Annotated in this window: 8 protein-coding genes; 4 read left to right on the top strand and 4 right to left on the bottom strand. The window is 47.8% G+C overall.

Features of this window, described 5'->3' with window-relative positions; all coding sequences use genetic code 11:
* Positions 1 to 138: 138 nt before the first annotated feature.
* Positions 139 to 1,491 (bottom strand): DUF1329 domain-containing protein, encoded by a 1,353-nt coding sequence (locus tag AWU56_RS08770; protein WP_286682277.1) that lies wholly within the window; start codon positions 1,489 to 1,491, stop codon positions 139 to 141.
* A 162-nt stretch (positions 1,492 to 1,653) separates the two neighbouring features.
* Between AWU56_RS08770 and AWU56_RS08765 the strand changes: the two genes are divergently transcribed.
* Both AWU56_RS08765 and AWU56_RS08760 read left to right on the top strand, forming a co-directional pair.
* Entirely contained in the window at positions 1,654 to 2,826 is a 1,173-nt protein-coding gene (locus AWU56_RS08765; protein WP_286682276.1) for a WD40/YVTN/BNR-like repeat-containing protein, read from the top strand.
* Position 2,827: 1 nt separating this feature from the next.
* On the top strand, positions 2,828 to 5,161 hold the full coding sequence (locus AWU56_RS08760) for an efflux RND transporter permease subunit (protein ID WP_286682275.1): 2,334 nt from the start codon (positions 2,828 to 2,830) through the stop codon (positions 5,159 to 5,161).
* Positions 5,162 to 5,185: 24 nt separating this feature from the next.
* Here AWU56_RS08760 and AWU56_RS08755 read toward each other — a convergent pair whose 3' ends face one another.
* The 3 genes from AWU56_RS08755 to AWU56_RS08745 form a co-directional block, all read right to left on the bottom strand.
* Positions 5,186 to 6,808, bottom strand: coding sequence for a GMC family oxidoreductase (locus tag AWU56_RS08755; protein WP_286682274.1), 1,623 nt, complete (start codon positions 6,806 to 6,808; stop codon positions 5,186 to 5,188).
* Entirely contained in the window at positions 6,786 to 8,246 is a 1,461-nt protein-coding gene (sbcB, locus tag AWU56_RS08750; RefSeq protein ID WP_286682273.1) for an exodeoxyribonuclease I, read from the bottom strand. Before sbcB ends, AWU56_RS08755 begins: the two co-directional genes overlap by 23 nt.
* A 98-nt stretch (positions 8,247 to 8,344) precedes the next feature.
* Complete coding sequence (locus AWU56_RS08745; RefSeq protein ID WP_286682272.1) at positions 8,345 to 8,584, bottom strand: hypothetical protein; 240 nt, start codon at positions 8,582 to 8,584, stop codon at positions 8,345 to 8,347.
* 81 nt (positions 8,585 to 8,665) lie between these two features.
* Between AWU56_RS08745 and AWU56_RS08740 the strand changes: the two genes are divergently transcribed.
* Positions 8,666 to 9,718 (top strand): isoaspartyl peptidase/L-asparaginase family protein, encoded by a 1,053-nt coding sequence (locus tag AWU56_RS08740; protein WP_286682271.1) that lies wholly within the window; start codon positions 8,666 to 8,668, stop codon positions 9,716 to 9,718.
* Between the two features lie 11 nt (positions 9,719 to 9,729).
* Positions 9,730 to 13,674 carry an ATP-dependent RNA helicase HrpA gene (gene hrpA, locus AWU56_RS08735; RefSeq protein WP_286682270.1) on the top strand — a complete coding sequence of 1,315 codons (3,945 nt, stop codon included), beginning with the start codon at positions 9,730 to 9,732 and terminating at the stop codon, positions 13,672 to 13,674.
* Positions 13,675 to 13,681 lie beyond the last annotated feature (7 nt).

The raw sequence follows: 13,681 nt of genomic DNA, 5'->3' as shown, positions 1-13,681 counted from the left end.
ATAAAAAAATCCATAGCCAGAAATTCTGACTATGGATTTTGAAGACTCTGCCGGATCGGTCAACCGATCATTGAAAATTTCTTAACTGATCGGCATTAGGCTGATGCCTCCTTTTCTGATGCTTGCAAAGCGTACGGCTTAACGGAAACCCGTGCGACGCAATGCGTTAGTAGTAAAGTCATTACGGTTAGGTTCAATGTCCCAATCCATGTAATCACTCTCTTCATTGCCTAAGCCCAATGAGATGTAGCGACCTGAGTTAAGGTCGTACAATGCTTCGGCTGCCATCCAAGGCACGTCCTGATTATAGAACTGAGTATTAAGCGCTTCACCGACGCGCCAGAGTTCACCACGACCATCATAGTGGTCAATGATAGACGCTGTCCACGTGTCTTCATCAAGATACATAGTACGTTTTGAGTAGATATGGCGTTCGCCATCTTTCAATGTACCTTCGACAACCCAAACGCGGTGCTTTTCATAACGAATCAAGTCTTGGTTCATGTGGCCCGCTTGGATGATTTCATCATAATCGAGCTCAGGATCCATGATCTTGAAGTTATTATAAGGAATATAGATTTCCTTTTTACCCTTCAAATCCCAGTTGTACTTATCTGGGGCGCCGTTATACATATCTAGGTTATCAGAAGTACGTAGACCGTCTGCTGCTGTACCCGGACCGTCATAGGCTACGTTAGGTGCACGACGCACGCGACGCTGACCTGCGTTATAAATCCAAGCGCGACGACCTTCTTTAACCTGGTTGATCGTTTCGTGAACCAACAACACGGTACCTGTTAAACGTGCAGGCGCTTCTACTTCTTGCAAGAAATAGAACAGAATGTTGTCGTCATCTGGACCACGACCTGATTCAAGGTACTCTGGGAATACCAACGTCTCTTTTAACTCAACAGGAACGAAGTCGCCACTTGCCAGTACAGGGAACTGCGCTACGTTACGCGATACCTTACCGCCGCGGAAACGCGTGATATGGTTCCATACTGCCTCAACACCCGTTTCTGGAATGGGGAACGGAATGGTTGTGACTTCGAAGTTTTGAATACCATTACCGCCCGCAACTAACTCAGCATTCTCTGCGTTCTTTTTAATTTTTGGCCAAAGTGAGTCAGGGTAGGTTGCAGAGCGACGCGTTGGATAAACGATCATTTTGTAATCGTCATACTTATTAAACATCGCAATCTGACCTGGCGTCAGGTTGTCTTTATATTGATCGAGGTTATCGTGAGTAATCGTGAACAGTGGTTCGTCACTTGCGAACGGGTCCGTGCCGCGCACAATCTCAACGCTTGCATCAGAATAACCACCATTCCAAGCTGGAATTGAACCGTCTGCATTACCGGCTTTTTCAGCACCAATCGGTGTTAAATCCTTGCCTAAACGATCGGCTTGGTCAGGCGTGACCTTAGCCATTACGCTGGCGGAGATAACTGATAGGGCGAATACACCCGCTTTTAGCATCAGTTTATTCATGGGTAATTTCCTTGTTGTTCTACTTTCGTACATCACTTTGCCAGAGGTTAGACCTGTAAGACAATAGTTTCACTAAAAAAAGCAGGAAAATATGCGAAAAAGGTTTTCAAATGAATATAACCTTATACAATTCTAAGACATTTTTTTTGTTTAGGAGGTTCCATGCGTCTGTCCCCAACCCATATTGGGTTGTTGCTCAGTGGGGTTTTGAGCACTTTTGCATTCGCACAAGAAACCGATGTGTCGTCGCAGCAAGAATTTGATGTGATTTACGCGCCGGCAATGCAAGCAAGCAGCAAACTAATTATAAAAAACCCGCTTATTGCAACCGCTAAGCTATCTAACCGCCTTGTTGCGGTCGGCTCACATGGCAATATCATTACTCGAGATCTCAATAGTAACACATGGAAACAGGCTAATGTTCCGACCAGTGTGTTACTGACCAGTGTCGACTTCGAATCTGACTCGATAGGCTATGCCGCAGGTCACCATGGCGTGATATTAAAAACGACCGATGGCGGCAATACTTGGCAGCGTATCTTTGATGGCTTTGATCTGCTCGATCTTGAAGTTGCGTTTTATCAGCAACGCATTGCAGAACTCGAACAAAAAATAGCCGCAGACGGTGATGAGTCGGGTGATTTGCAGTGGGCGCTCGATGATGCCAAGTTCTATTTAGAAAATGCACAACGTGCAAAACAAGAGACAGGCCCTTCAAAACCGATATTAGATATTAAAACGCTAGCCAATGGCGATGTGCTGGCGGTAGGCGCTTACAACACTTTGTTGGTCAGCCAAGATAAGGGGGCGAATTGGCAACTTATTAGTGGTCGTCTAGATAACCCAAATGGTTTTCACTTAAACGCCATCGCTACGCAGGGCGACAATGTATTTATCGCCGGTGAAGCGGGTACCGCGTATGCGAGCCAAGATGGCGGCGCATCATGGTCGTCGGTTGCACCGCCGTACGATGGTTCATTGTTTGGTGCTCACTTTGATAACCAAGGTCGGTTATGGACCTATGGACTACGTGGCAATATTTTTGTCTCGGACGACTTAGGTGAGCGTTATACCGCAATTGATAGCCCTGCGGATGCCAACTTGATGAGTGGCTACGCGGGTACTAAAGGTACTCAATGGATCGTGGGTAACTCAGGTGTCATTTTAGAAATTACGCCCTCTCTCGACGTGACTGAACACACACATCCAAGTAGTGCTGTATTCGGCGATATGGTTGAATTTAACGGCGAAAAAGTACTGACCAGTCGTTCTGGTATTTACTATTGGCCAGCAAAAACAACCCAAAGTGACACAGCGGAAAAGGGGCTAGAGTAGCGTGGATAATAATATCGAAAATAAAAAACCCTCTTTACTCGAGCGGGCATTATTTAAGTTTCGTTTAGGTTGGTTACTGTTATTTGCGGCGGTCACCCTTGTGCTGGGCTACAACGCCGTTCAAGTGCGCCCAGACGCTTCTTTCACCAAAATGATTCCGACTCAGCATCCGTTTATTCAAAATTATTTTGAATACCAAAAGGATCTATCGAGTCTTGGCAACGTGGTGCGTATTGCCGTTGAAAATAAGCAAGGCGATATTTTTGAGCCTGAGTTCCAAGAAACGGTCAAGCAAATTACCGACGAAGTGTTCTACATTCCTGGTGTCAATCGCTCAGGTTTACGAAGCTTATGGACACCCAATGTACGTTGGATGGAAGTCACTGAGGAAGGCTTTGTGGGCGGCCCGGTTATCCCAGACGGTTACGATGGTGGCAAAGAGTCCATCGCTCAACTGAGGGAAAATGTGCTTCGCTCCGGTGAGGTGGGTAACTTGGTTGCGAACAACTTCGAGTCAACCATCATTTATGTCCCTCTCGACGAAGTGAATCCTGAAACGGGCGAAAAGCTGGATTACGGGGAATTTTCGGAGCGCTTAGAAACCTTAGTACGTGACAAATATCAAAGTGATGAAATTGGTATTCACATTACCGGTTTTGCCAAGTTGATTGGTGATTTGATCGATGGTGCTGAGCAAGTGGGTTTGTTCTTCTTGCTAGCGATCCTTATCACTTTGGCTATGTTGTATGTGTACAGTCGCTGCTGGCGTAGTACCTTCACCGTACTGGGCTGCTCAATCATTGCCGTAATATGGCAACTGGGAATTATCGACCTGATTGGTAGCGGGATAAACCCATACTCGATGCTAGTACCGTTTTTGGTGTTTGCTATTGGCGTCTCTCACGGTGTGCAAATTATTAATGCCATTGGTTACAATCGCACGCATGGTTTCGACAAATTTGAAGCGTCTAAGCTTGCTTTTCGGAGCTTATACATTGCGGGTCTAACCGCATTGGCGAGTGATGCGATTGGCTTTACCACGCTGATGGTGATTGATATCGCTGTGATAAAAGAGCTTGCGATTGCGGCCAGTATCGGTGTAGCCGTTGTGGTACTGACTAACTTAGGTTTATTACCTATTTTGATGTCGTACTTCGGGGTATCTGATAAAGGTGTCGAGTATCACCGCAAAGCGGAAAGCGAAAAACACATCGTGGTGCGTACCTTTGAGAAGTTTGCTCAACCGAAGTGGGCATACAGTGCCTTGGGTATCGCGATAGTGTTATTGGCATGGGGCCTTTATTATGGTCAGCAGATGCAAATTGGTGACTTAGATAAAGGTTCGCCGGAACTACGTCCGGATAGTCGCTACAATCTTGATAATGCCTACATCGTTGATAACTACAGCTCAAGTACCGATATTTTTGTGGTGATGGCTGCGACCGAACCACAACAATGCATCGCATACAATAACCTCGAGTTTATGGATCGCTTTAGTTGGCACATGCAAAACACCAACGGAGTACAAGACGTAAAATCGATTGTGTATGTATCCAAAATGGGTATGTTTGCCATAAACGAAGGTAACCTAAAGTGGTTCACCTTAAATCGTAACCAGTTTGTTACCAATGCATCGTTGAGCCGTATCCCAGATGGCTTGATTAATAACGATTGTTCGATGGCGCCGATTATTATTTACCTTGATGATCATAAAGCGGAAACATTGAAGAATGTGGTCGCCTCTGTCGAGTCGTTTAAGCAGAACTACCAAAAAGAAGGTATTGATTTGCTGATGGCGGCGGGTAACTCAGGTATTGAAGCAGCGACAAACTCCGTCATTGAGAGCGCCCAGAACAAAATGCTGTTGTGGGTCTATGGCGTGGTGCTCTTCCTGTGTTTAGTGACTTTTAGAAGCCTCCGCACAGTCGCCTGCATCGTCTTACCGCTCGCGTTTACAACAGTCATGAGTCAAGGGTTAATGGCGGTGTTAGGGATAGGCATTAAAGTTGCGACCTTGCCGGTTATTGCACTCGGTGTCGGTATTGGTGTCGACTACGGCATCTATATTTATAGTAAGGTTAAGGAAGGTTTGCAGCGTGGTATGGATCTGCCAGCTACCTATCGTTATGCACTTGAGAACACGGGTAAAGCGGTTGGCTTTACTGGATTGACGTTAGCGATTGGTGTTGCGACCTGGATCTTCTCACCGATTAAGTTCCAAGCGGATATGGGGATTTTGCTCACCTTTATGTTCCTTTGGAATATGCTTGGTGCGCTGATCTTGATCCCTGCGTTAGCGCGTCTATTTAAGGTCGGAAAACTGCATCAAAAATAAACGCGTGTAATTAACGGAGAAAAATTAAAAGGCGTCGGCTTTAATCAAGTCGGCGCCTTTTTCAGCTATAGCGATGGTAGGGGCGTTGGTATTACCACTGATAGGCGTTGGCATTATTGACGCATCAATAACTCGTAATTTGTTGACTCCGCGCACACAGCATCGTGGATCAACGACGGAATGCTGGTCTTGACCCATCCGACATGTACCTACAGGGTGGTAGATCAGTCCGATTTCCTCGGTAATTTGCTGGGCGAGTTCGGTATCTCGTTTATAGGGTCGAGGGAACAACCGTTTACCTACGAATGGTTTCAGGGCATCGGTCTCGAGTAAGCTACACACCTTTTTAACCGCCGCTGTCAACGCGACTAAGTCATTGGGATTTTCGAAAAAACGGTAATTGATGAGTGGTTTTCCAAACGGATCCTCGGGGTTAATTTGAACGCTTCCGAGCGACTCAGGTCGGAGCAAACAGACATGAATACTGAAGCCATGCTTTAATGTGGGCCACCAGTTATAACCTGAGTCTTTAAACATGACGGGTAACACGTGGCACTGAAATCTAGGTTCGTTGCCATTCGCCCAATCGTTATCGCTCACATCAAAAAATGCGCCTACCTCAGCCAATGAATGGCTCAACTGTCCATTTTTATTGATTAGGTAGGAAAAAAACGCGGGTAAGAGTTTCAGCAAACCCCAAGGTGTAAGTGTCAGTCCGTTACGTTTTCTATTTTTTACATGGACACAAATATCTGCGTGTTCGGCAAGATTCTTACCCACTTCGGGCGCATGGTATACCACCGGAACATGCACCGATTTAAGTGATTCGCTGTCACCAATTCCCGAACGTTGCAAAATAACAGGTGATGCGAGTGCACCGGCGGCAAGAATGACTTCACGATTGGCATAAAAATGTTGCTTTTGGCCCTCACAAAACGCCTCGACACCTTGGGCATTGTGCCCATCAAATAGCACACGATGAACATCGTAACCCGACAGTATGGTTAAGTTATGTCGGTCTGCCACCGGTTTTAAGTAAGCTTTATAGGTGCTGCAACGTTCGCCATCCGCCATAGTAAATTGGAATGGACCAACCCCCGTTAAGGTGTCGCCATTAAAATCAGAATTGTACGGTAGCCCGAACTCTTGGCAGGCCTCCACAAATGCTCGACAGACCGGGTAATAGGGGACTTTATCGCTGACTCTCAACGGACCTTGATCGCCATGATAATAGCTAGCGCCACGCTGATTGGCTTCGGACTTTTTAAAGTAGGGGAGTAAAGCAGAATAACTCCACTCGTGGCCAGCCGCATCTGCCCAGCGTTGATAGTCTTGTTGACTACCTCGGCAGTAAATCATCGCATTGATGGCACTTGAGCCACCTAACCCCTTACCCCGAGGTGTGTAGGTTGTTTGTTGAGCGAAGCTTTGACCGCGGTAAAGCCAATTAAAGGTCGGGCTATGAATAAAGCGGGCAAAGCCAGAGGGCATCGTGGAGAAAAAACCGGGCGGCTTGCGCCCAGCTTCTAAGAGTAAAACGCGGAACAGTCCATTCTCAGTGAGTCGGTTTGCGAGTACACAGCCAGCCGATCCACCACCGACGATTATATAGTCAAAACTGTGTTCAAAGCCCTTGTGCGTAGTCATAAAGTGATTTCAGCAGCTGCATACGATGTTTATTATCCTGATACTGCTGAGCCAAACCTTCAAGTTTTTCTGCAAACTCGGTTATCGAAAGCTGCCCGTTGGACGGTTCGGTAAGGCGTTGACGACAGAATTGCTGCCAGCGCTGAAGCTCGCTTTGATCCAATGTCGCCGGATAATTTCGTGCGCGGTAGCGAAACAATAGCTCGGGTAGGCGGTTATCTTGCGTGTTAAGCTCAATACCGGCTAACTGTTCGGGTCTCATCGCACGAATCATCTGTAAATTCTGCTTATCTTGCGCGTCGAAGAAACCATCGTATAAGCGTTGATCAACGTCTAAAGGCGGCTGTTCGCCACGCTCGAGTGCGCTATCAAAAATCGCCATGATACGATCACGGAAGTCACTGTTCTCGGCTAACCAACGAGTCCGCTCCCTAAGCGTGGCCAAGTTGATTTGAGTACGTTGTTGTGCTTCCTCTGTTAGCGTTGCCAACGGCGCTAAGAACGGGCAACGATTGAGCGTAATCTGGGTTGCGCCAGGGCGTTGTGTTCCGTTGTTCTGATGCTGCTGACGGGAGGCAAATAGCAAATCTCGTAGTTGCTCAGTCGAATAATCCACAAAATCTGCTGGGTTAATACGTAGATCCCAAGCGATCAGTGCATTAGCACGTTGAGCATGAAAACCAATCGGCAGCACGGCGGATACGAAGAAGTTATCGGCGCCATACAAACCCGAGACATGTATTAAAGGCTTAATCTGCTGCCAATTAATGAGGTTCATCAGGTCATTCTTATGACGGTGCTGTAAGGCAAACTGCCACAGTTTCGGTTGCTTTTCTGCAATCAGTTGTGCGATCGCGATGGTCGCTCGGACATCGGACATAGCATCATGCGCTTGCCCATGCTCAATACCATTTGCTTGGGTCAACTTTTCAAGTCGCAAGGTCACACGACCATCTTCGTCCTCCGGCCAATGAATACCCTCGGGACGCAGCGCGTAACAGGCGCGTACCACATCAATCAAGTCCCAGCGCGAATTACCGTTTTGCCAAGTATGAGCATAGGGGTCATAAAAGTTGCGATAACACAGTGAGCGCGTTACTTCATCGTCAAACCGAATGTTGTTATAGCCAATAATAATGGTATTAGGTTGACTCATCTCTTGCACAATAGCTTGTGCAAAGTTGGCTTCGTTAACGCCCTGGTTAAGCGCATATTGCGGAGTGATCCCGGTGATGAGTACCGCTTCTGGATCGGGTAAAAAATCTGGTGTGGGCTGTGCGTAGATGGTTAACGGACGTCCAACGGGTTGAAAGTCCAATGTGGTGCGCATGCCGGCAAATTGTGCAGGCCGATCAATTAATGGCCGTGCACCCCACGTTTCGTAGTCGTGCCAGTAGAAGGTGGGTTGATTTTTATTGTTTTCTGGAACGGATTGCATGTCTCATACCGACTCAATTTAGTTGGCTTGGAGGCTACACCATTGTTGGTAGCCCTGCAATATTAGCACTTTGATATTGAAGTCGCTAAGAGCGGCAACTAAAGCCGCTCGATGTGAGTGATTTTCAAGTCATACGCTTTGTAGAGCTTTTCTTCGACGTTACGGTGGTCATCGTGATTAACCGCCAGTTCGGCATGAGGTAGAACACGCTCAGCGAGTCGACGAGCTACTTCGTCGCGGAAGTCGCGATCGCTATCTAAATGCTCAATCGTCGGTACATTGAGTTGGACTTGCTCGGGTGCACCAAGATGATCGTAGTTAACGCGATAAGTGGGCATAGAGTTACCTCCAAAAACATTGCATTGTGGTGTCGATTACCCTGTAATGTGTAGTTTGAATCCGTTATTAAGGATAGAACCATGAAAATAAAAACAACACTGACTATGCTTACGCTTGCATTGGCGGGAACGTTCACTACCGTGGCAACGAAAGCTGAAACACATGAGTCCGCGGATAACAAGTCACCCATTGCTCTGGTTATTCACGGCGGTGCAGGCACGATTACCCGGGCCAATTTAACCGCAGAACAAGAGGCAGCGTACCACGCGAAGCTCGAAGAGGCTCTGCAGGCGGGTTACGAAGTACTTGAGCAAGGCGGCAGTAGCACCGACGCGGTGATTCATGCGATTCAAGTGATGGAAAATTCACCGTTATTTAATGCGGGTCGGGGCGCGGTATACACGTGGGATGGTGAGCATGAGCTTGATGCCTCGATCATGAACGGGGCGACGGGGAATGCGGGTGCTGTCGCGGGCGTAAAAACGGTAAAAAGCCCGATTGAATTGGCGCGTACGATTATGGATAAGTCGGTTCATGTGATGTTGAGTGGCGACGGCGCGGCACAATTTGCTCAGCAGCAAGGCTTAGCGTTGGTTGATAACAGCTACTTTGATACCGAACATCGTTATCAGCAGTTAATTAAAGCCAAACAAACGATTCGTAAAAGTGAGCAACCGGAACAACAAGCTTGGCGTTACCTTGATCTCGATTATAAGTATGGCACTGTCGGCGCTGTCGCACTGGATCAGTCAGGTACCCTCAGTGCAGGCACATCAACGGGCGGGATGACTGCTAAGCGTTATGGTAGAATAGGGGACTCACCTATTATTGGCGCTGGCACTTGGGCGGACAATAGTAGTTGTGGTGTATCAGCAACTGGACATGGCGAGTATTTTATTCGTTATCATGTGGCTGCGGATATTTGTTCGCGCGTTAAGTATCAGAATCAAACCGTGCAAGAAGCGGGTGATGCGGTTATTCATGGTATTTTAGAACAAGCTGGTGGTACAGGTGGTGTCATTATTATGGATGCACAAGGTCACATTGCAACACCGTTTAACACCGAAGGTATGTACCGGGGTTATATTCGCAATGGCAAAGTGCATACAGCGATTTACAAAGATGAGGACTAAAGCGGGCGTTTATGAGTCGTAACCCCAAAAAAGCTAAGCCGTTAACTGCGGAACAAAAGCAAGCACAAAAACATTTGCTCGAAAAATTTGCCGATGCATTGGCTGAATGTACGTTAGCAGATGCCGCTCTGTTAAGAGGGCGGCTGCGTGGCAGTGTCAAGATAAACGATGCAAAACGGCGCACGGATGTGCAACAACGCATAGAGCAGGATATTGAGGCTGCGCAATTGCATTTGCTCGCGCGACAAGAGCAACAGTTCAAACTCGATTATCCTGAACAACTACCAGTTGCTCAAGAGCGTGACCGCATTTTAACAGCCATGCGCGAACATCCAGTAGTGATTATCGCAGGTGAAACGGGATCAGGTAAAACGACTCAATTACCTAAGATGTTGCTCGAGTTGGGGTATGGACGCAAAGGCACTATCGCACATACGCAACCGCGTCGGTTAGCCGCACGGAGTGTTGCTGCGCGTATTGGCGAAGAACTGGGTGATACGCAAAAGCAGCAAGTGGGTTACAAGATCCGTTTCCAAGATGAGACGGCACCGACCACTGCGGTCAAATTAATGACCGATGGAATGTTGTTGTCGGAGCTGCAAAATGACCCCTTATTGCTACAGTACGACGCAATTGTTATCGATGAGGCGCATGAACGCAGCTTAAATATCGATTTTTTGCTTGGCGTGTTACACCAACTACGTCGCAAGCGCCCGGATCTTAAAATTATTATCACCTCCGCCACTATCGAAACCGAACGCTTCTCTAAGCATTTTGATGATGCACCGGTGCTTACCGTCAGTGGGCGCACGTATCCCGTTGAGGTGCGTTATCGCGACCCATCTGAACAACCTGAGGCGCAGAACGATGTCCTCGCGAGTTTATTAGACGCGGTGCAAGAACTGCAAGCCGAAGGGCCGGGTGATATTTTGATTTTCGCCAGTGGCGAGCGGGAAATACGCGATTACGCCGAAGCGATCCTCGATTTGCAATTGCGTGATACCGAAGTGTTGCCGCTCTATGCGCGGTTATCATCGAGCGAGCAGAACCGAGTTTTTCAGTCCCACAGCCAACGCCGTGTCGTGATTGCTACCAACGTAGCGGAGACGTCATTAACGGTCCCCGGTATACGCTACGTGATCGATCCCGGTACCGTGCGGATGAGTCGCTACTCGTATCGAACCAAAGTACAGCGTCTTCCGATTGAGCCCATTTCGCAAGCCAGTGCTAATCAGCGTAAGGGTCGGTGTGGTCGCGTGGGACCGGGTGTTTGTATTCGCTTATATAGCGAGGAAGACTTTCTCAGTCGCCCAGAATATACCGATCCTGAAATTCTGCGGACTAATTTGGCGGCAGTTATATTGCAGATGTCCGCGATGCGACTGGGCGATATCCGGCGCTTTCCTTTTGTGCAAAAGCCAGATGAGCGGTTTATCAAGGATGGCCTGAACTTATTGGAAGAACTCAACGCGATTGCGCCCAACCGAAAACAACAACAACCACGGTTAACAGATACGGGTCGACAACTGGCACGTTTACCGCTCGATCCTAAACTCGCACGTATGGTGCTCGCCGGACATGAGCAGGGCTGCGTGCGCGAAATGCTGATTATTACCTCGGCGCTCAGTATTCAAGACCCACGCGAGCGCCCGAGTGATGCAAAGGAAAAGTCTGATCAAGCACATGCACGGTTTGCCGATGACAATTCAGACTTTATGAGTTTTCTCAACTTATGGAATTATTTAAGGGAGCAACAGAAAGCGCTCTCAGGTAACCAGTTTCGTAAGCAATTAAAGAAAGAGTTCCTGCATTTTCTACGTGTGCGTGAATGGCAGGATGTCTATACCCAAAGCCGACAAACGGCACGTGAGTTAGGATTACGCATCAATGAGGAAGCGGCGACTTTCGAACAGGTGCACCGAGCACTACTAGCAGGCTTACTGTCTCAAGTCGGTTTAAAGGATGCTAAGCACGAGTATCAGGGTACGCGTCAAACTCGCTTTCATATTTTCCCCGGCTCTCATTTATTTGGACGACCACCTAAATGGGTTGTCAGTGCTGAACTCGTTGAAACATCAAAGTTATATGCGCGCGTGAACGCCAAAGTTGAGCCTGAGTGGATTGAGCAGACTGCTGGGCATTTGGTTAAGAAACAGTATCTTGAACCGCACTTTGAGGCAAAACAAGGCAGCGTTGTTGCTGACGAGCAAGTGACGTTGCTCGGGCTGATACTGGTGGCGCGTCGGCGCGTACAGTTTGGTCCCATCGATCCCACGCTCGCGCGACATATTTTTATTCGTGAGGGGCTGGCGCAGGGCCAAATTAAACGTCAATTGCCCTTTATCAAGCACAATCTGGATTTGATCGCGAGTGTACAAGCGCTGGAGGAAAAATCGCGCCGCCGGGATATCCTCGTTGATGAACAGGAATTATTTGAGGCGTACGAGCGTCATATTCCAGAGGGAATTTATAACGAAAAGCTGCTCGCAGGCTGGTGGCATAAGGCTGCAAAGTCTGAGCCTAAGTTGCTGTTCTTCAAGCGTGACGATTTGATTGACGCAGATACCAGCCATATTACGGAACAAAGTTACCCCGAGTTTTGGCGACAGGGTAACCTTAAATTGCCGCTGAGCTATCATTTTGAACCCTCCGCCGAAGATGATGGGGTTTCTGTGAATATTCAATTGGCAATTCTCAATCAAGTCGAGAATGAAGGATTTGATTGGCATATTCCCGCGTTGCGTGAAGAACGTATCACCGCGTTGATTAAGTCATTGCCCAAGCCGATTCGCAGAAATTTTGTGCCGGCACCTAACTTTGCTCAAGCCGTATTTGCGGATATTGAACCGGGTGAGTTGAGTCTGCTTGAAGCCATGTGTAAGAAGCTACTGCGTATGACGGGCGTGCGAGTGGAGCCGAGTGACTTTAAGCCCGAACAAATTGATGCTCACTTGCAAATGAATTTTAAAATTCTTGATGGTAAGAAGCTGATACGTCAGGGTCGCGACCTCACGGCGCTTAAGAATGCGCTATCGGGTCGCGTACAGGCGCGTCTTGATAAGACAGCGGGGCAGGAAGTTGAACGTGAACCTCTGGAAACCTGGTCGATTAATGATTTGCCCAAGGTGGTGAGCGAAAAGCAACATGGTTTTGAAATGCGGGCATACCCTGCGGTAACGGTAACGCCTGATGAACAATTACAAGTTCAGATGTTCGATCATCAAAAAGAGGCTGAGCTGGCGCATGCACGAGGAATTCGTGCCTTAGTGCTTAAACAAGTGCCTTCACCTATTAAATACTTGCAGAAAAGTTTGTCTAATAAAGCCAAGCTGGCGATGTACTTTAATCCCTGGGGTAAAGTTGATGCGCTCATCCAAGACTGTATTGATGCAGCAGTGGATAATCTGTATCAAGATTTTGTCGCAGCGGAAGATGAGGTTCGCACGGAATCCGCGTTTAACGCGCTAGTAGAAAAAACGCGTGCTGAGCTGAATGAGCGCGTTGAGCGTATCGCGCAGCAGGTTGAGCAATGTTTAATCCGCTCCAACGATCTGAAGAAGCAACTGAAGGGAAAAATCCCATTGGATCAGATTCAATCGCGTGGTGATGTGCAGAAACAGGTCGAGTCGCTTGTTTATCGCGGTTTTGTATCTGAGGTTGGTGCCGAGCGATTGCCAGATATCGAACGTTACTTAAGCGCGTTGCAGCGTCGCCTAAAAAAGTTACCTGAAAATCCGAACAAGGACCGGCTGGCAACATTAATGCTTGATGAATTGACTGAGAGCTACAATGCCTTGGTTAAACGCTATCGTCGTATCGTGCCGACTGAGGTTCGAGAGATCTATTGGATGATTCAAGAGTTACGCGTATCGCTCTTTGCGCAGACGCTGGGGACTAAATACCCTGTGTCCGAGAAGCGAATTAAGCAAGCCATAAACGAAATAAAGGCACCTTGAGGTGCCT

The organism is Idiomarina sp. T82-3 (assembly GCF_001577655.1).
Classification (GTDB): domain Bacteria; phylum Pseudomonadota; class Gammaproteobacteria; order Enterobacterales; family Alteromonadaceae; genus Idiomarina; species Idiomarina baltica.
Note: the sequence above shows the minus strand (reverse complement) of the source record. Positions and strands in the feature narration are given on the sequence as shown.